Below are 19738 nucleotides of genomic sequence, written 5' to 3'. Positions count from 1 at the left end.
CTCCCATGGCGGGCTTATTCCTCATACATCATTTTCTTCGTCATCCCGCCGTCAATCACGATGTTCTCCCCGTTGATGAAGTCGTTTCTTTCATCTGTCAGGAATAGGCAAGCTGCAGCAATATCCTCCGGCTTTCCCACGCGCCGCGATGGATGCTGCAGATGATCCTGTACCCGCAGTTCTTCATAATCCGTTGTCTGAATCCAGCCCGGGCTGATGGAGTTTACGGTAATCTGCTCCTCCTGCAGCGACAATGCCAACGCATGCGTCAGCGCTACAATGCCTCCCTTTGAGGCAGCGTACGCTTCTGAGGAGGGCTCAGACATCAAGGCCCGCGTGGAAGCAATATTGATAATCCGGCCATAGGACGTTCCGATGTTTTGCTTGGCGAACTCCTGCGCTGCAAAGACAAAGCTGCGCAGGTTCACACTCAGCACTTCGTCCCACTCCGCCTCTGTCAGCTCCAGCAACGGCCGGAACTTGCTTAAGCCGGCATTGTTGACCAGGATGCGCACTGGCCCGTAAGTCTCTCCGACTGCCCGGAACATTTCCCGGATGGCTGACACGTGCTGCAGGTCAATTTCATAAAAGTAAGCACGCTTTTCCTTTTCACGCAAGGCGGCTGCAATTTGCTCCCCGTTCTGTGCGTCCTGATCTGCTATGATGACCACGGCACCCTGCTCCGCATAGGCCCCGGCAATTGCTTTTCCGATGCCATTTGCGGCGCCGGTTACGACTACAACCAAATTTGTATAATCCATGGTTCATCTCCCCTTACGGTAATTGATATTTAAATCGGGTTATGGACTGAAAGACGTGGTAGCCGCTGACTGAAACACCGATTGTGCCGGCGCCCGGGAATACGGTATCTCCGCACAGCCAAAGTCCCGGCAGTGAAGTGCGATGTGATACACTCTGAAACAAAGCGTTCTGCAGTGTCTGCGGCAAGCCCCCCACACCGCCGAGCGGACGCGATGTATACCGTTCCCAAGCCCGCGGCGCCCCCGGAATGAGGTGCACCAGCCCTTCATCCAGCCTTGGCATGACTGTGCGCACCCCCCGCAGCATTTTTTCCGTCAGCTGCTCCTTCAGCTCATCATAGGTGCTCCGCTCCTGCCACGGCTGCAAATCGATATGAGTCGAAACTGTCAAGGTCCGATATCCCTCCGGCGCCCGCAGCCGGTCCTCAGAATGGGAAAGCGACAAAAACAAATGCTCTCCTTCCGCCATCTCTCCCTCCTCCGACAACAGCACCTGCTGAAACAGCGGTGCGTCTTCCGGCACAACTGACTCCTCTAGAGACATATACAGTGTAAAGGCACCCCACTGCGGCAGCTCTGTCTTGTTGCGCAGGCGCCGCGGCAGCTTGTCATACAGCTCCTGCGGAAGCAGCTGCGGCAAAGCGGCAATCGGCACATTGCAAACGACATGGTCCGCCTTATATGTATTCCCGCGATGGTCGCGCACCTGCCAACCCTTTCCGCTCCCTGCAACCTCAGTAACCCGGCGCCCCAATGTTGTCGTTCCGCCTGCTGCGGCAATGCTTCCCTGGAGCAATTCAGCAACTGTATACAGCCCGCCTTGTACATAAAATGCACCCTCGTGGTAAATGTCCAGTGCCAAACAGCCAAGCAAAAGGGAGCAATGCCCGCTCGTCGCCTGCATACTGTCAATAATCTGGCCATCAATGAAATGGACGAATTCCTCCTCCTGCAGCCCGTGCTTTTCCAGGAGATATGACAGTGTCCGCGGAAAATACGGCAGCAGGGTCAGTGACGTTGGCTTCAGCGAGAGCAGCAGCTTCTGCCACTCTCTTGGTGTCGATGGAGGCAAAATGGGCAGCGGCTGCATCAGCTTCCGAATTTCTGCTGCAATCCTGTACACCTCCTGATAAAAGGCTGCAATTTCCCGGCTGAAGGCCGGAAATGCTTCCTGCAGTGCCGCCACGTGCCGCTTTCGGTCCCGGTAAAAGTGAAGCGTACGCTTTGGGGTTTGAATACGCATAACTGTTGGCAGGGGCAGCACATCCGCCTGCAGGGACAAATCCTGTAAAATCCGCTGATGGATGCCGCCGGGCTCAAAACCCATGCCAAGCGTAGCCCCGACCGGAAAGGTGTAAGCGCCGCGGCGGAACTTCCCGGCACAGCCGCCCCATTCCCGCGATGCCTCCAGCACTGTGACGGGATGCCCCGCTTTGGCTAATAGAGCCCCTGCGGTCAGACCGCCGATCCCGCCGCCCACAATGAGAACTGATTCTTTCATGCTTGTCACCGCCTACATTCATTTTGCTCTATTATAGCAAAGAAGCGGGATATCTTTCCTTTTTCCTGCTTCATGACGAAAAACAGACGGAGAGGGTCTCCGTCTGTTATCTTGGCAGGGGCTTCTCCAGTGTATACAGTTCGTCCTCCATCGCCTGCATGCGCTCCATCAGCAGCGTACGCGCATCTGTAATGGCGGCGTTATACAGATATGGTCCCAGCTGCTGCACCATAAAGTGCAGCAGCTGCTCTGCCTGCAGATTACCGATTTCCTCCAGCCCCTCGTCACGAAAGTACAGCCGCAGCTGCTCTGTCAATTCTTCCACTTGTGTGCGGGAAAGCTTATTCATGAAATTTTTCTCCTCTCCTGCACCTGCAACAGACCATATTTCTGCTGAAAGCGCGTCATAATTTTCATCCAGTTCGCCGAAAACAAAGCAAGAAACACCGCATTGGAGCAAGCGTGCGCCAGGTCAAAATAAAAGCTCATGGCATAGGTGCTGACAATAGATGGCCATGTCAGCCCTTCCAAAAAGCCGAGCAGCACCCAGCCATTCATAATCCAGCCGTAGAGGAAGCCCCAGAGGAACCCGAACAGCACCCGCCCGGCTGTACGGCGCAGCAGCCACGTATTCCCAAGCAGACCGGATGTCAGCCCCATCATCCCCCAAGAAAACATTTGCCACGGTGTCCACGGACCTTGCCCCAGAAATAGATTGGATACAAGCGCGGCCGTTGCCCCGATGAGGAAGCCGGACTCTCCGCCCAGCACAATACCGGATATGATAATGACAAAGGAGGTCGGCTGAATGCTCGGAAGCACTGCAAACGGCACGCGGCTCACCGCTGCAATCGCAGCCAGCACGGCAATCAGCACGATTTCCCGTGAAGAAAACGCCTTGCGCTCAAAGCGGACATAAAAGGGCAGCATCGCCACAGCCAGAAACAAGAAGCTCATCCAAAGGAAATACCGGTCTGTCACAACCGCGGAACAGATGAGCATGCCAAGCAAGAGAACCGGCAGCGCAATCAGGATGGAACGATAATATTTGGACATTCCTGCGTCACATCCTCCCACGTAATGCTGTACGGCTGCCGGCGGCGGACAAGTCGATTGATTGCTGTCGTATAAAAAAAGTTTTCGCTGAAGAAGCGCTGCGGTGTATCCGCCATCACTGTCTGCCCATCAAACAACATCACACACCGGGTCGCAAAACGTGCGGCAAACTCAATATCATGCGTTGCCATGATGATAGTGGCCCCTTCCCGCTGCAGCCCCTGCAGCAGCCGGCCGAACTCCTCCTTCTTCTCCGGATCCAGCCCCTTCGTTGGCTCATCAAGCACGAGCAGCTGCGGCTTGGACAAAAGCGCCGTGCAAATCGCCACAAGCTGCTGCTCGCCGCCGCTGCAATCGTGCGGGTGGCGGCGGCGGATGCCATCAATGCCAAACCGCTTCAGCATGTCCTCAGCCGCCTTCCCAGGGTCCTCGTAATCAAGCTCCTGAGCCCTGCTCGTCAGCTCCGCCCAAACGGTATCGTGCGTAAAATGATAGTATGGGTGCTGTGATACATAGGCAAGGCGGCTGTAGCGTTCCTGTACCGGTATTTTACCCAGCGGGCGGCCGCCAAACACAACCTTGCCCCGGCGCTGCTTTTGCAGACCCGCCAACACCGTGAGCAGCGTCGATTTTCCGGTGCCGTTTTTTCCGACGAGCGCCACACACTCCTGTTCCCGCACAGCCAAGGAAAGGTGCTGCAGAATCGGGGTGCCATTTTTCTCATATTGAAACAGAATGTCACTTGCCCGCAGCAGCTCCCGGCCTTCTGCCGCTACCGGGGCAGCCGGTTTGCCTGGGGGAAGAGGCGGCAAGCTCCGCTGCCCTTCCCGTACAGTGAACGGAATATCTGTGTATCCCCACTCCAAGAATAAGCGCGGAATTTGCGGAATATAAAAACGGTGCTGCGGCTGCTGCCAAAGCTGCTGTACAACAGCCTGCGGCGCCCCCTCATAAACAATCTGCCCCTGCTCCAAAAAAACAAGTCGGTCCGCCAACGGCAAAACATCGTCCAGCCGGTGCTCACTGAGCACAATGGTCATGCCCAGCTCTTCATGAATCCGCTTCAGCAGCGTTAAGAATTCCTTTGCCGCCACCGGGTCCAGCTGCGCCGTCGGCTCATCCAGCAGCAGCAGCTTCGGCTGCAGCACCAAAACGGCTGCCAGGTTCACAAGCTGCTTCTGGCCGCCGGACAGCTGATGGATCGGCCGGTGCAGCAAATCCTGAAACCCAAGGAAGCTGACCATCTCCGCAATTCGCTTTTGCATCACAACCGGCTCACAGCCGACATTCTCAAGGGAGAAAGCCAGCTCCTGCAGCACGGTATCCATCACCAATTGGTTTTCCGGATTTTGAAACACCATGCCAATTTCTTGTGCTGACATGAGCTCCGGCAAATCCGCAAGCGGTTTTCCCTCGTATAGAAGTTCGCCGCTTCTTTGGCCGACTGGCTGCAGTTCCTTCTTCAGATGCTTCAGCAATGTCGTCTTTCCGCAGCCGGAACGTCCTGCCAGCACAACAAATTCCCCATGCGCAATTTGCAGCGACAAATCCTGCAAGGCGCTCTGCCACTCGTTCGGATAGGAAAAGCTCAGCTGTTTTACTTCTGCATGCGCCACCACACCCACTCCCTTCCTTCGATTAATATCGGTATACTCATATACAGCATGAATGCGGCCACAACAGGCCATTCCGCCGGGCGAGGCCAAACAGACTGCAGCTTTGGATAAATCGCCAATATGCCAAGACCGCCGGCCGCTCCTGCTGCGCAAGCAGCAAACAATACAAGCAAGCAGCTAAGAATCAGCCAGTCACGTCCTGTCATCCGATAGGCTACATATGTGCTTCGCTTCACCGCCCCAAACCCCCTTGCCTGCATGGAATCAGCTGTCTGCAGTGCCTCCTCTAAGGAGCATACGAGCAAGACAGACAAGATTTGCATGCCATGCCGGATTCGCAGCCGCACAGAGCCATGCTCCATTTGCACACCCTTCGTTTGCTGTACAAGGGCAATGTGCGACAGCCGCTGCAGCAGCAACGGAACGAAACGGATGGCAATCATCGTCAGCAATGCCGCCTTTGGTGAAAAGCGGGCAAATAAATATAGAAATTGATGGCTCGAAATGGTTTGCTGGTACGAAATAAAAACAGCTGCAAGCAGCAGGAAGGAGCATGCCATCGTCAGACCGTATATGATGGCTTCCATTGTAACGGGATTTTGGAACAAATACCAGACAATGGTGCGGCCGCGATGCGTGAATAACGGATTGATGATGACGATAAACAAGGCCACCATGAAAGAAGCACGCAGCATCCGGCCGGACACACCGGCATTTCCCTGCAGCCGGTTCAGAAGCAGGAGCAGCAAGGTGCCGAGCCCCAGAAAAACAGGATGCAGCAGCGTCATAGCCAACACTGCCGCACCAATATAATAGAAGAAACTGACTGCAGGGTGAACAAAGGAAAATGCTGTTTTCATCAGCCCCCCACATCCTTTCCCAAATCCAGGGTATAGAGCCATTCCACCTGATCCCCGCTCTTCAGCTTATAGGAGGCAGCCCCAACCTTGGCGGACACGCCATTTACCCGGTATACCCAGCCGCTTTTTGGCCCACGGTCAAACTCATACAAATTATCGATGCCCTTTACATACCCCCCGGCTCCCACTTCCATCTGTATGCCTTTCTCCCGGGTCATGCGGGTTAATACATCCAGGACTGTATCGCCATTTTTCCAAGCGCTCTCCGTCGCCTTTAAAATCGTACCTTGGTCACCGCGAATAGAAAGCGTAACTGTTTCCATCTTCTTCGGAGCCGGTGGCGGTGTTGGAGCCGGTGTTGGAGCCGGTGTTGGAGCCGGTGTTGGAGCCGGTGTTGGAGCCGGTTTCGGCGTTGGAGCCGGTGCGGCTGTGCTTCCCGGTGACGAAGCAGAAGCTGCCGGCTGTTTTGCAGGCGCCGGTGTGGCAGCCGTTTCCGTGCCAGCCGCCGGAGCCGGACCGGCTGTGGCCTGCTGTTCTGAAGCCGCTGGTGCAGGCTGCTCCTTCTGGCCAGATTCAGCGGCTTCTGTCTTTGTCTCCTTTTTCTTTTCAACCGAAGCAGGCGAACCGCAGCCTGCCAACGAAAGCGACAGGGCTCCAGCCGCCAGCATCCATTTAAACTGCTTCATACTTTCACTCCTCCTTTTACAGAAGATGAGGAGCAAGCCTGCTCCTCATTCCTGACATTCCCTTATGCTGCCTTTCTTCTCCAAAGCGTGGCGCCTGCAAGAATGAGAACCAACCCTCCTGCTGCCGCTGCTGTCTCACTTGCTCCAAACATAGCTGTATCGGGCAGTGTTTGTCCGGACGCGGCGGACGTGCCAGTTTGCCCGGAAGCCGTTTGGGCTGGCGCTGTTGTATTTGATACTGGCGGAACCGTGCTTGGCTGCGCCGGTGTTGGCACCTGGACTGGAGCCGGAGCCGGTTTTGGCGCGGCAGTCAAAGTCCAGCGGAAAATGGAACCCTTTCCTTCCTTAAAATAGGCGTATTGTGCCAACGTGTAAAGTGCCTGTTCTGTCGCCATGCCGTCAGCTGCTGTATACTTCTCCACATACTTAAAGCCGCCGTTGTCGAGTTGGAAGGATGCAAGGCTTTGCAGCGGATTATGGCCATTCTTGGTGAATTCTGCACCCGCAGGGTCAATGCCAAGCGCCAATAGTCCCATAATAGCTTGTGCAGTGGTATTGGTGTTTGCCGCACCATCATACCCATAGCCGCCGTTGTCAAGCTGGCTGCTTTGCAGGAACTTCCGTGCTTTTTCCAGGGCTGCCGGAACCTGCGGCTGGTCCTTCTGTACAGCCAGTGATGTCAGTACCATGCCGGTCACATCCGCATCACTTGGAGCTGTCAGTTCGCTGGAATATGCCCATCCGCCATCCTGATGCTGCAGCTGCAAGAGGTGCTGCACCAGCTTTTCACGCGTCCATTTCGCACTGCTTGGAATTTCATAGTCACGGCTTGTCAATGCCAGCAGCGCATATGTATAACCCGTGGCAGCATTCATGTTTTCAGTGGCAGTGTCATTGTACATCTTTTCCACGAGGTTTTTGCCCGCAAACTGCTCAGCATACCCGCCGGCAGCTGTCACCGCCAAGATGGTGCGTGCCAAATCCGTGCCCTGTAAACGCTTGGATGTATCGTTCACACGCTCTTCTAAAATCATAAGATACTTTTCTTTCAAATCCTTTGGCAGTTCCACTCCGGCCCGCGCCAGGCCAATCAGCTGCCAGTCTGACTTCACCCCTTGCTGCAGCACATAAGCAGCAGCACTGTTTTTCATCTTTGCCGCATCCGCCTGAGGCACTGTTTCCTTCGGTGTATCCGGCGGAGTCTGTCCCGGATTGGGCAGTACCACACCTGTGCCGCAACTGCCAAGCGCTGTTAACACCTCATTCACAGGTCTTTCATCCGTGTTCGCCCAATCCAACACATAACGGAATTCAATAACATCCCCAGCCTTCACTGTATAAGTGTCAGATCCTTCCGATGCATCAACATCGTTAATTCGAAAGCCCCAATAGCTGTTTGGTCCGCCATCGCCTTGCTTTAAATCCTTAATTGCAGTTAAATAGCCCTCTACAGTAACATTTTCCGCTCCAACGGCCTCTTTTAGCACATCAAGAGCCTTTGTATCAGCTTTCAACTCCACTTGCTTCGGACACACCATCACTTTATGGCTTGCATCCCCAATTACCACAAGTGTTGCTGTTGGCGTCTGAGCAAATGCCACACTTCTCCCTTGTCCAAATGGCAGCACCAGCACAGCCAGTGCCAGCACGAAGGCTGCCGCCCATTTCGTCCACTTTTTCATTTCTCCTGCTCCCCCTCATCTGAAAATTCGCATAAAAAAACACCCTTTGAGGGCGTGCGAAATGTCGGCGGCCAAATACCGCAAGCATTTTTGTGCACAACACCTCCTATACCGCGTAGGATATTGGCGTTCAAGCATAGGCAGGTCTCCTGGCTTATGAATCCACAAAAATCTGCGCCTTCCCTGGCAGGTGGCATGCTGCAGATTTTCTCCTCATTTACAGTGGCGGGACCGCGTTGGACTTTCACCAACCTTCCCTTTTCACATGATGAAGCATTCATCATGACCTATGTTCGTCACAATATTCTAAATTTCGTTCTCATTCTACTATAGTTTCCCAAACTTGTCGATGCTTTTTTCACATTCCCTGGAAATTTTAGGTTCCTATACCGGGACAAGAAGCAGTTATACCTATTACAAGGTGCTGTTGAGCATCATACATTTAGGCGTAAAAAACATGGGAGCTTCCATGGGGCTTCCTTCGCATGCTTCAGGAATTACAATGTTTGTGAAGCATAATAATCAGCGGCTCCCACTTTCTTACGAATGTTTCTTTGTATAACCATTCCGCCAATGACTGCTATCTCTAATCGCGGCATCACTGTGCCGGCACGATGTGAAACAGCAAGCAGCACTAGAGTAAGTACTGTTGCAGATGAGACGAATGCTGGATTCCTGTCAGCGTGGACACTCTGCCCCTCTTCGCGCTGATGAGAATGTTGAGTTTTGCTCCGCCAAAACCTTATGGCTATGTTCCACCAAAAAAGGGATTAACTTTCAGTTAACGCCACATAATGCGCCACAAACGGGCACGGTTAATACGGTATTGAAAACACCGCATAGAGAGCTGTATATTGCTTGTCCACGGCCTTTTCACCTTTTCCATGAAACCAAAGGAACAGCATCAGAAGAATGGCAACGTAAGGCACCGTCTTTGTTATCATAATCATTGTGTAATCCAAGAATGGGCTGTGTCCTGCCCATCTGTTCATCCATTGAAAGATTGTATAGTTCATATGTTCACTTCCTTTATTCATGGTAACGTTCATTTCACTTGTAATTCCTTGTTCGAAAACGGACATTGTAAGAGTATTAAGCAAGGCTAAAGAAAACCTAAACCTAACATGAAGAATCCATTAACAAAGAAAATATTTATAGGGGAAGTGATACACTATGTTGTAAAGAAAGTAACAGGTCCGGGGAAAGCAGTATGAACAGAACGAGGGCTTGGAGGAAAGACTATGACACATTGGATTTCTATTTTCGAACAGCATACATATCTGATCTTATTTGCAGTCATTGTCTTAGAGCTGATTGCCATTCCCATTTCAGGTGAATTTTTTATGGGGTATGCCGGCTATTTGGCATTCAAAGGGCAAGCAAGCTACCCATTATCAGTTTTAACTGCAATTGCCGCTGCCGGAACAGGCATTACCATCACCTTTTGGTTGGGACGTGTCAGCGGATATACCATTATCAAAAGGTATGGGCGCTATATTCATCTGGGGCCGGAGAGATATGATAAAATAGCCGCTTGGATTGAACGGTCGGGCAAAAAGCTTTTCGTGTTTGCTTATTTCATTCCTGGAATTCGCCATTTCACAGGGTATGTATCCGGCATTTCCAAAATGCCGTACCGGTCATTCTTAGTTCCGGCTTACATCGGGGCAGGCTTATGGGGATTCTCCTTTATTACGTTAGGAAAAGCGTTAGGCCCCCGCTGGGACGAGCTTCACAAAGCAGCCGGCAAATATCTCATTCTGGTCATTGCCGCGTTCGCCGTATTTCTCCTTGGATTACTGCTTTACAAATTATATAAGAATCAGATTAAGCACTATTTCATAAAATTTTTGAAATATGTGACCTTCCGATTTCAGAGCATACAGGCAGTAGAACTATTTCTAAGTATTCTTGCGCTTGTGCTGCTCAGTCTCATCCTATGGACAATGGGACTGGCGCAGGATTATTTATTCAATGAGTTTACAGAGTTCAATGAGGTGGCATCATATATCATCCGGGCAAATGTCCCTGCAGCATGGACTCGCGCAGGGCAGAGACTGCTTCTTTTACAGTCCGGGTATATGCATGGTATTGTGATTGCCGCAGCTGCCTTCGCAATTTGGAGAAAGCGGAAAAATCCATGGCTGGAATCTGTCCTGCTGGCAGTCTCTTTGCTGGGGGCCCCCTTATACCGGACTGTCACCGTACATACACTCTCGTATTTACACTCTTTTTGGCATCCGGGCATCAAGCTGTCTTCTCATTTTCCTGATGAGAGTGCCCTTCTGTTGATTGTGGTGTATGGAATGTTTGTGTTTCTATTTGTCCGCCACATGAAAAATGCGTATATACAAACTATCCTGCCAATTTGTGCTGTCATTCTTGTATTGCTCCTTGCTGCTGCACGTATCGCGTTCATGCCTGTTCTTCCAAGTGATATCGCGGGCGGATATGTATACGGAGCTCTATGGCTCTTTCTAAATTTGCTTCTGTTCGAAACGCTGCGCCTTGTCGTCCATAAACAGACAATTTGAGAATGGAGATGGAAGGCATACATATGCCGATTCGTAGCAGATTGACAGTACTTCGGCCGGCAGAGGACGGCTTTCCTGGAAACTCCTTGTTGTGTTGGAGCTTGCAAGAAAGCCGTCGGGTTTTATATAAGGCTGCTATTCTACAGTGAGCTTCTGCTTGGCAAGAATGATGCCATCCTCATCTGCATACACATAGCAGCCCGGTTCCCATTGCACGCCGCCAAATTGCAGGTGCACATCCCTCTCTCCCTTTCCCTCCTTCCGGCTCTTTCTTGGCACTGCCGCCAACGCCATAATGCCAAGATCCATGTCACGCAATTGGCCGGAATCCCGGACACAGCCATGGATAATGATGCCTCCCAGCCGGCGATTGACTGCGATAGCCGCCAAATTGTCGCCAAGCAGCGCACAGCGGGTGGATGCCTGCCCATCCACGACAAGCACGGTTCCCTCTGGCAACGTCTCCAGTGCTTCCCGTACCAGTGTATTATCATCCTGCACCTTTAAAGTGGCAATGGGACCAGAAAACCGAACCTGTCCCCCAAACGAACGGAGCAATGGCTCGCACACCTGCACTTGCTCTCCATAAGCATCACATAAATCAGCTGTCTGGAATTTCATGGAACTCCACCTTTTGTTTACATAATATAATTATCTAAACCTAATGCTGTCTGTTCCTAAGCTGTCCTTCTGCTTCTAGTCTATGACAAAACCCCATAAAATGTAAGAAAAAGCCGGCTGTGCCGGCTTAGACTGTCAATTTTTTCTCCTTGCGAAGCGCCTGCGGAACATACACGCAGTACGGTTCGCTCTCCATATAATCGCCTGTTACGGCATAAGCCCGGGAACGGGAGCCGCCGCAAACATGCCGGAATTCACAGACGCCGCACTTTCCCTTGTATTTGTCCGGATTGCGCAAATCCTGGAACACAGAGGAATTCCGATAAATCTCTGCAAGCGGCGTTTCCTTGATATTTCCCGCCTTAATCGGCAGGAGCCCGCTTGGATACACATCACCTGTATGCGAGATAAACACAAAGCCGTTGCCATCATTTACACCTTTTGGCGCACGGCCAAGGCCATCCACCTGCCCGGTGGTGCCATTCCGCAGAACAGTTGCATATTGAATCGGCCCGTTCGCGCCCTGTTCACGCATTTTCTCCTGAATCACAACACGGCGGTAGTGCTGCGCGGCTGTTGTTTTGATATCAAACGGCACTGTCTTGCTGACACGGTACAGCCAACGCAGCACCTTTTCATGCTCTGCCGGTGAAATCATATCATCTGTCTGCCCGCGGCCGGTCGGCACAAGAAAGAAGACACTCCACAATACACACTTCAGACTTTTAATGACCTCAACCATTTCATCAAGCACATGCATGTTATAACGGGAGATGACGGTGTTGATTTGCACTGGAATCCCCAATTCATGCAAATATTGAATGCGTTCGACGGTTAAATCAAAGGAGCCGCTTGTACCGCGAAAATGGTCGTGAATGGCAGCTGTCGGCCCGTCCAGACTGAAGGCCCAGCGCGCCAAGCCCACTTCCTTTGCCTTTTGGATGGCCTCCTTTGTCACATTCGGCGTCGCGCTTGGTGTCATGGACACACGCACGCCCTTTTGGACAGCGTAAGCCGCAATATCAAACACATCCTCACGCATCAATGGGTCACCGCCGGTAAATACAAGCATGGGATTATCCATTTCATAAATTTGGTCAATCAGCTGCTTTCCTTCTGCAAAGCTCAATTCCCGCGGGTCGCGGCGATACTGCGCCTCGGCCCGGCAATGCAGGCATTTCAGCTGACAAGCCCGGGTCAGCTCCCAGATGACGATAAATGGATTTTCGTGAAAGTCTCTTTCCTTCATGCAGACTGCCTCCTCGGTTCTCTCTATTTACAGGGTACTCCTTCCAGCAGGCAGTTAATATGACTCCTGTCACAGTTTATTTGACAGTTTTGTAGCAATTCCTCCTATAACAAATGAGACTAGTCTGGCCCCAGACTAGTCTCACTGTGCTTATTTCCCTTCAAAATACTTTTCCAGGGCGTCCTTGTTACTTCCCTTCCGGTAGTACGGATTCTCTTCCGAACTATCCTTTGGGTCCAGATTTGTTTTGATCACAAGCTGCGGCGCATCTGTTGGTTCAGCAATGACGCGGTCATGCAGCTCCCGGAAATCCGGCATGCTTGTATTTCCTGGCTGTCTCGGCTCCATCTCTACACCTCCAGCCATTAGGATGCTTCCTGATGGAGCAGAATATGTACTTCCTACAGCAGAAACGGTCCAAACAGACAGGAAATAAACAGAATATTGATGCCCGCATAATAGAAAAATGCAGCCAACGGCCCCCATTCCTCATGCCGCACATACCGCAGCAGCACAAAGCAGACCGCCGCCAGCAGCAATGGCAGCACAACAAAGCTGCCGGAGAAGGTTAAGTAAGCCGGGGCAAACAAGAGCCGGGCCTGGTCCAGTGAGAACATAAAGAAAGCAAGCTGTGTAGCTGCATACAATGCCAGCAGCACATACTCCACCCAATTCATTTTGCCGTTCTCAAGATCGTCCACACGGAAAAAGTACACGATGACATAGAAAATCACAGGCACCGTCAGCCAGAGCATCGCCATAATCGGCATCATGATGCCGCCAAATAAGGCTGACATTGTTGCGTACAGAGCGCCTTTCCAATCCTCTCCTTGTATTTCTCTGCTTTTCGCCACAACGGAGAGATCTTGTGTTGCCCCATACAGCTTGTATGTATTGTCAGCAAAGTGGGTCCACGCCACACTGTCGCCAATCCAAAACGGCTGGGATGGAATGCCGCTTGTTGTGCTTCTTCTTTCCGCCACCCATGCTCCGTCTTCCTTCTTTGCCTCGTACACGTTATAGCCTTCATTTTTCCCGCCCCGGGAGCCGTTTGCAATGAACAGCAGCGCTGCATGGTCCCCGCGCTGTACTGCCTGCAGGTCATACGGGTTTTCGAACACCGTGCCGTACATGCGGTCTTTCACCCGCATGAGCTGGGGCTTCTGCTCCTCATCCGGCTTGTCCGGCTTGACCTGCCACTCATAGGCCCGGTACGTTTTAATTCCCTGCGCATTGCTGAAGGTGCCGTAAAAGACCACCGGCCCTTCCTTTGTTTGTACAAGTTGGAGCTCATCAAGCGCCTCTGTTCCCACAAAGCTCAGAGACGGCCATTTTGTTTGTGTATAGGCACCGTCAGCTGCTTTTTTGAACAACGTGAACGCTGCTGTCGTTTGATCCGGCTGGTGCACCGCCACAAAGCTCCCTGATGCTTCATCGGCAGCCGCTCCAAAGATTTTACCGGAAAAAGCCGCAAGACGTTCCCTTTTTCCGGAGTCCGCCCGCCAGAGATACAGCTCTGCATCCTTCCAATATACAAGCTGCCCCGCGCTTGGCAAAAAGCCGCGGACCTCTGTATCCATGACCTTTTGCTCCCCGCCATTGGATTCTGTCAGGCTGCCGTTTTGCAAATACACAACCCGTTTGCCGTCTGCCCAAAGCGGTGAATGTTCCGGAACTGCGGCCGGCAGCTTTTCGGACTGCTGCACATGCAGCGCCCCATCATACACAGCATGCACAACCTGCTGTCCAGTCGTATACACATGATACGCATTCTGCCCCTTTTGAACAAAGGTGTTCAGCTTCAGCGGCGCTTCTGCCTCCAATGGGACAGATCGGCTCCAGCCGGACGCCGGCAGCGCAATCTGCAGCTTCATATGTTCATAGAATACAAGCGTAAGCAATGCCAAAACAACCAGGAGCGGAAGCCAAATTTGCCGATTCCTCATCTCCCATCCTCCTTTTCCCCAAAATCAGTCAGACTCCCATTATAAGGCAAATATTAGGAAATAGGAAGGGGCGCATCAGAGACCGGCTGCTTCTTGGATCAACCTTGTGAAGATGCGCTGCATACATGGATCAGAGACAGCCATTGATTCAGGATGCCACTGCAGGCCCAGCAAAAATGCCGATGCGTCCGTATGCTCTACCGCCTCAATGATGCCATCTGATGCCGCAGCCACAACCCGCAGCCCCTGTCCCAAGCTGTCAATTGCCTGATGATGGAGGCTGTTGACCCGAATGCGCTTCTCCCCGACGATTTCATACAGCCGGCTGGCGGGATCAACTGTCACCCAATGGCTGTCAAGGGAGCGGTCAATGACCTGTGTATGCTGCATCGCCCCATGTACTTGGCTTGGAATATCTTGAATCAATGTACCACCCAGTGCTACGTTTAAAATTTGAATGCCTCGGCAAATGGCCAAAAGGGGGATCCCCTTCTCGATTGCATACTTGGCAATTGCGATTTCTGCCTCATCGCGTTCCCGTACCGTCGCACCCAGCTGTTGGTGCGGATCCTGCCCATAATAACGCGGATCCACATCCTCTCCGCCGCTTAAAATGATGCCTTGACACAGCGGCAGCGTTTCAAGCGACAGCTCCGGGCTGACAAACGGCAGAACAATCGGAATACCGCCATGCGCCGCCACGCACCGGTGATAATCGTGATGGACATACACCCCCTCCATATAGGAATTATGCTTTACATAGGCGCCTGTAATGCCGATAATCGGTTTCTTCATTCTTCTCTCCCCCACTATTCTCCAGATGCTTTACGTTCCTTCTTATCCTGTAACTCCCGCCAGGTGGCAAAGGCAATTGCCGCCAGGGCAAGAAACGGCAGCAGCTTCCGGTACTGCAGCCACTCCATGCGGAGCCAGAGATGCAGTCCCTCTGCCAAAAGCGCAAGCGGAATAAACACAAACGAAAAGTACTTGATATAGGTGAACAATTCCTGTAAAAAGCCTTGTTGCTTCAATGTCCCGAATCTCCTCTTACTATGAAATGTATAAAGATATCTTCAGTATACTGAAAACAAGACCTTGCTTCCAGTAGTTACAGAGCCTGCCCCCACGCTTCGTATGGCCATCTGTAGAAATTGCTGCCTACATAAAAATCTTTCATTCTTTTTATGGGCTACTTATGTTAAGATGTATATATTATTTTATATAGTTATCTTTCGTATATGATCGGTACAGGATGAGCCTATGGTTCATTAGATGAAATATTACATCTTGCTTTCAAAAATGCTACATAAGGTGATAACAATGTTTGAAAAGCGATTACTGCGCAGCCAAAATCAAATTTTAAGGATGGTCGCCCAAGGTGCTAATTGTTTAGAAGCCCTGCAGGCCCTTACTTGTTCCGTTGAAGAGTTATGCCCGCATCTGCATTGCTCCATTTTATTGTTTGACCAAGAGAAAGGCATTCTCCACAGTCCAATTGGCGCCAGTCTTCCCCTTGGCTACAGAAAAGCCATTGACGGCATAAAGGCGGGCATTATGGAAGGCTCTTGCGGACGCGCATGCTACTTAAAACAGAGTATCATCGTCCCGGATATCCAAACGAGCCCCTTTTGGAGCAAATACCGTGATGCTGCCTTATCCCATGGCTACCGTGCATGCTGGTCTGCTCCCATTTTTGCTTCTGAAGGCCGGGTGCTCGGCACCTTCGCCCTGTATTACTCCGAGACCGGTTCTCCCGGTAACGAGGAACTGGAGGCTATGGATGTGTTTTCCAGCCTTGCTGGTGTTATTCTCGAGAAATGGTACAACGAGGCCCAATACAAAATAGTTTCTGAAAGCCTGCAGGCAAGTGAAGAAAAATACAGGCTGATGGCGGAGCATATGACAGATTGTCTTGCCATCATCAATATGGAAGGGGATATCTTATATGCCTCCCCTTCCCACGAACTGCTGATAGGTGTTCCTGCACACATATTGGAAAAAAGCAATGTTTTCGACTGGATTGCTGCAGACGACGTGTTGTTTGTAACAAACAGCCTGCGCAACATCATGAAGGGCAAGGCGCAAAGCATGGAATACCGGGTGCGCCACCGCGATGGCCACATGCTTTATGTAGAAACCCGTGCCACCTTGATGCAGGATGGGCGCGGCAGGCCGGACGGCATTTTGTCTGTAACCCGCGATATTACAGAACGGAAACAGTTCGAACAGAAAATTGAACAACTGGCCTATCAGGATGCCCTCACACGTTTGCCAAACCGGCACTGCTTTATGCAGCGCATGCCTGAGATGATGAAGCAGGCCCAGGAAAGCCGAACCTCCCTCGCTGTTATGTTCCTGGATTTCGACCGGATGAAGTGGGTGAATGATTTTCTCGGGCATGCAGCGGGAGATCAAGTCATTTCCCATATTGCCAAGCGCATCCGGGATGCTTTGCCGGATTCCTGCCTATTATCCCGCTGGGGCGGGGACGAGTTTGTACTCGTTTATCCAAATGCCGCCCTGCCGCAGGCGAAGCAATTGGCAGAGCGGCTGCTTGAGGCGATTGCACAGCCCGTTCACTATCTGGATTTGGAGCTTATTTTAACTGCCTCCATCGGGATTGCACTGTATGAAGGCAACAGCTGCGCCGCAGATGATCTGATTCATCAAGCAGACCTTGCCATGTACGCGGCAAAAGAGAATGGAAAGCATACGTATATCGTCTATTCAACGGACCTCGAACAATCCGGCATGAAAAAAATTGTGCTGGAAGGCGAACTGAGAAAAGCCATTGAGCGGGAAGAATTCGTCATGCATTACCAGCCGCAGGTGGATGCAAGCGGGAAGCCTATCGGTTTGGAGGCGCTCATCCGCTGGAACCATCCCTTGCATGGTTTTATCTCTCCCGCGGAGTTCATTCCTCTCGCGGAAGAGACCGGCCTGATCATCCCTCTCGGAAATTGGGTGATTGAGCACGTATGCGGGCAGTTGCAGCAATGGCAGCCGCAAAACATTCATGTGTCACTCAACCTGTCAACAAAACAACTGCAGGACCCGGAATTGCCGCGCACCGTACAGAAGGCATTGCAAACCTGCGGCATTCCCCCCGCTCTCTTGGAGCTTGAGATTACAGAAAGTGCCATCATGCGGAACGTAACAGAGTCGATGGCCATTCTCGAGCAGCTCAAGCAGCTGGGTGTTCAGCTTTCCATTGATGATTTTGGTGTCTCTTATTCGTCGCTGAATTACTTGAAGCAATTCCCAATCGATAAAATTAAAATCGACCGCGCCTTCATCCGCGAAATTCATACGGATCGCAAGGACTACGAAATTGTCAGCACCATCATTCATTTGGCGCACAACTTAAACCTGCAGGTACTCGCGGAAGGAGTAGAGGTGCAGGAGCAGTACCATACGCTACAGCGCATGGATTGCAACGAATATCAGGGCTATTATTTTTCAAAGCCGCTGCCGCCTGAAGAACTGGATGCATTTCTGTCCGCCCGTACCCCCATATGATGAAGTGAAGAAGCAGCCGTTTTGGCTGCTTTTCCACTTCATCATAACTTCTCCTTATTCCTTTTCAAAAGAAATCGCGAATTTCCTTATGGAGCTATACAGCTTATGATACAAACAGAAGCATTGAAGGAGGGGAATAGAAATGGATGTAAAAAAGCAAGTGCAAACACAGTTCGGCAAACATGCCCAGAATTACGTAACCAGTCCGGGACATGCAAAAGGAAACGATTTGGCTGCTTTAGCAGCGATGGCTGATGCGGTACAGGAGGATGTTCTGCTTGATATTGCGACAGGAGGAGGGCATGTCGCCAATGCCTTCGCCCCTCTTGTCAAAGAAGTGACCGCTCTCGACCTGACACCTGACATGCTGAACACCGCCGAGCGCTTTATTCAGGGCAACGGGCATACAAATGTCACCTTTGTACAGGGAGATGCCGAGCAGCTTCCTTTTGCAGCAAACACGTTTACAAAGGTGACATGCCGGATTGCACCGCATCATTTCCCGGATATCACCGCATTTGTCCAGGAGAGCTTTCGGGTGCTGCAGCCGGGCGGGATGTTTCTCATGATTGATAATGTCGCCCCGGAAGCAGACGATTTAGATATCTTCTATAATACGGTGGAACAAAAGCGGGATCCAAGCCATGTTCGGGCCTGCAAGAAGTCGGAATGGCTCCGGTATACGGAAACAGCCGGATTTGCGATACGGCACCTGACAACCTTCTCCAAAACCTTTGTATTTGAAGCATGGTGCCGAATGATGAGCGTGCCGCCTGCCGTACAGGAGGAGCTGCAGTCCTTCATGCTCACTGCGCCGGCGCACATACAACAGCACTTTCAGCTTCAGATGCAGAACGGCAGCCTGTACAGCTTTCAGGGGCAGTCCATGCTGCTCATATGCCAAAAACCGGAATGAATATAGAGCGGGCAGGCCATCCTGACTTGGCTTACCCGCCTTTTGCCTGCCCGCAGATAGAGAATGAGCCTGCTCCCTTACAACAATGTGGTCCAGCGTTGACATCCCTTATGCTCCGCACTGTCTCCGTCAGCACATATGGGCCCATATAAGATACAGCTGCAGCATTCGTCATCCCCCTACTCTTGTATGCAGGAATATATACAGCAAGGCTTGTTTCTCACCAAGCAATCCGTCCCATTTTCAACAGCCGCAGCTGGATGGCCCGCGGCGTGCGTTCGTGCATCCTGGCAATATCGGAGAGCGCTGTTCCTTCGTCGAAATGCCGTGCAATCTCTTGCTCCTCCGCCTCCGTCCAAGCCCGTCCGGCCAGGCGCGGAAGCTGCCGCTTACGGCGCTCCGCCTGCTCCAGCTTTTCACACCCTTTGACAGCAACCTGCAGAGCCCGAATGACATCTGCGCGCTGATAGGGGCTGCCAACAGCAAATTCCTCCCCAGTCAATGGATCTATCCCCTCTGCCAGCCTCTCAAGCACTTGCTTTGCCTGCTCCACATTCATGCCTATTCCCTCCGTTTTTCCTACAGTATCGCAGGAAGAGAGGCTGCCGGCAAATATGCATTTTGTTCAAAGCACAAGAGGATATATACCAATTAAATCTTAAAATAATGATGAACGATACAAGTGAAAATGCAAAAAAGACACCCGGCTGGGTGCATTGCCATCAACTTAAGAACATGCATAAAATCATAAAAGTAGGACACCCTTTCATGCAGTACTGCATGAAAGGGTG

At 51.7% G+C, this 19738-nt stretch carries 19 protein-coding genes and 1 riboswitch; of the genes, 3 read left to right on the top strand and 16 right to left on the bottom strand.

What is annotated here, in order from left to right:
- Window positions 1-14: 14 nt before the first annotated feature.
- From NK662_RS19545 to NK662_RS19505, 9 genes are all read right to left on the bottom strand, one after another.
- On the bottom strand, window positions 15-761 hold the full coding sequence (locus NK662_RS19545; protein ID WP_254760642.1) for an SDR family NAD(P)-dependent oxidoreductase: 747 nt from the start codon (window positions 759-761) through the stop codon (window positions 15-17).
- A gap of 13 nt (window positions 762-774) precedes the next feature.
- Entirely contained in the window at window positions 775-2262 is a 1488-nt protein-coding gene (locus NK662_RS19540; protein ID WP_254760641.1) for an FAD-dependent oxidoreductase, read from the bottom strand.
- Between the two features lie 106 nt (window positions 2263-2368).
- Window positions 2369-2611, bottom strand: a complete 243-nt coding sequence (locus NK662_RS19535) for a DUF2164 domain-containing protein (protein WP_254760640.1) — start codon at window positions 2609-2611, stop codon at window positions 2369-2371.
- A complete protein-coding gene (locus tag NK662_RS19530) occupies window positions 2608-3318 on the bottom strand; it encodes an ECF transporter S component (RefSeq protein WP_254760639.1) in 711 nt (236 codons plus the stop codon). The genes NK662_RS19535 and NK662_RS19530 overlap by 4 nt, the downstream gene beginning before the upstream one ends.
- Entirely contained in the window at window positions 3291-4943 is a 1653-nt protein-coding gene (locus tag NK662_RS19525; RefSeq protein WP_254760638.1) for an ABC transporter ATP-binding protein, read from the bottom strand. Before NK662_RS19525 ends, NK662_RS19530 begins: the two co-directional genes overlap by 28 nt.
- The gene (locus tag NK662_RS19520) at window positions 4916-5794 is read right to left on the bottom strand and encodes an energy-coupling factor transporter transmembrane component T (protein WP_254760637.1); all 879 of its coding nucleotides are present in this window, start codon (window positions 5792-5794) and stop codon (window positions 4916-4918) included. The genes NK662_RS19525 and NK662_RS19520 overlap by 28 nt, the downstream gene beginning before the upstream one ends.
- Window positions 5794-6480 carry a DUF4430 domain-containing protein gene (locus tag NK662_RS19515; RefSeq protein WP_254760636.1) on the bottom strand — a complete coding sequence of 229 codons (687 nt, stop codon included), beginning with the start codon at window positions 6478-6480 and terminating at the stop codon, window positions 5794-5796. The genes NK662_RS19520 and NK662_RS19515 overlap by 1 nt, the downstream gene beginning before the upstream one ends.
- A gap of 62 nt (window positions 6481-6542) precedes the next feature.
- Window positions 6543-8162, bottom strand: a complete 1620-nt coding sequence (locus NK662_RS19510) for a DUF4430 domain-containing protein (protein WP_254760635.1) — start codon at window positions 8160-8162, stop codon at window positions 6543-6545.
- A gap of 122 nt (window positions 8163-8284) precedes the next feature.
- A riboswitch (cobalamin riboswitch) is annotated at window positions 8285-8468 on the bottom strand.
- Between the two features lie 509 nt (window positions 8469-8977).
- Complete coding sequence (locus NK662_RS19505) at window positions 8978-9178, bottom strand: hypothetical protein (protein WP_254760634.1); 201 nt, start codon at window positions 9176-9178, stop codon at window positions 8978-8980.
- 225 nt (window positions 9179-9403) lie between these two features.
- On the opposite strand from NK662_RS19505, the gene NK662_RS19500 reads away from it, so the two are divergent.
- A complete protein-coding gene (locus NK662_RS19500) occupies window positions 9404-10696 on the top strand; it encodes a DedA family protein (RefSeq protein WP_254760633.1) in 1293 nt (430 codons plus the stop codon).
- A 135-nt stretch (window positions 10697-10831) separates the two neighbouring features.
- Here the strand turns inward: NK662_RS19500 and rraA are convergent, their stop codons facing one another.
- From rraA to NK662_RS19470, 6 genes are all read right to left on the bottom strand, one after another.
- Entirely contained in the window at window positions 10832-11317 is a 486-nt protein-coding gene (gene rraA / locus NK662_RS19495; RefSeq protein WP_254760632.1) for a ribonuclease E activity regulator RraA, read from the bottom strand.
- Window positions 11318-11444: 127 nt separating this feature from the next.
- Complete coding sequence (locus NK662_RS19490; RefSeq protein WP_254760631.1) at window positions 11445-12566, bottom strand: TIGR04053 family radical SAM/SPASM domain-containing protein; 1122 nt, start codon at window positions 12564-12566, stop codon at window positions 11445-11447.
- Window positions 12567-12716: 150 nt separating this feature from the next.
- A complete protein-coding gene (locus NK662_RS19485; protein WP_254760630.1) occupies window positions 12717-12932 on the bottom strand; it encodes a hypothetical protein in 216 nt (71 codons plus the stop codon).
- Window positions 12933-12967: 35 nt separating this feature from the next.
- Window positions 12968-14512, bottom strand: a complete 1545-nt coding sequence (locus NK662_RS19480; protein WP_254760629.1) for a hypothetical protein — start codon at window positions 14510-14512, stop codon at window positions 12968-12970.
- A 75-nt stretch (window positions 14513-14587) separates the two neighbouring features.
- Window positions 14588-15307 carry a gamma-glutamyl-gamma-aminobutyrate hydrolase family protein gene (locus NK662_RS19475; protein WP_254760628.1) on the bottom strand — a complete coding sequence of 240 codons (720 nt, stop codon included), beginning with the start codon at window positions 15305-15307 and terminating at the stop codon, window positions 14588-14590.
- A gap of 14 nt (window positions 15308-15321) precedes the next feature.
- Window positions 15322-15543: a hypothetical protein gene (locus tag NK662_RS19470; protein ID WP_254760627.1), complete on the bottom strand. Its 222-nt coding sequence runs from the start codon at window positions 15541-15543 to the stop codon at window positions 15322-15324.
- Between the two features lie 289 nt (window positions 15544-15832).
- On the opposite strand from NK662_RS19470, the gene NK662_RS19465 reads away from it, so the two are divergent.
- Complete coding sequence (locus NK662_RS19465; RefSeq protein ID WP_254760626.1) at window positions 15833-18031, top strand: putative bifunctional diguanylate cyclase/phosphodiesterase; 2199 nt, start codon at window positions 15833-15835, stop codon at window positions 18029-18031.
- A gap of 142 nt (window positions 18032-18173) precedes the next feature.
- Complete coding sequence (locus NK662_RS19460; RefSeq protein WP_254760625.1) at window positions 18174-18947, top strand: class I SAM-dependent methyltransferase; 774 nt, start codon at window positions 18174-18176, stop codon at window positions 18945-18947.
- Between the two features lie 220 nt (window positions 18948-19167).
- On the opposite strand, the gene NK662_RS19455 is transcribed toward NK662_RS19460, so the two are convergent.
- The gene (locus NK662_RS19455; RefSeq protein ID WP_254760624.1) at window positions 19168-19506 is read right to left on the bottom strand and encodes a hypothetical protein; all 339 of its coding nucleotides are present in this window, start codon (window positions 19504-19506) and stop codon (window positions 19168-19170) included.
- Window positions 19507-19738 lie beyond the last annotated feature (232 nt).

It is taken from the genome of Ectobacillus ponti, from assembly GCF_024294785.1.
Lineage (GTDB): Bacteria > Bacillota > Bacilli > Bacillales > Bacillaceae_G > Ectobacillus > Ectobacillus ponti.
Note: the sequence above shows the minus strand (reverse complement) of the source record. Positions and strands in the feature narration are given on the sequence as shown.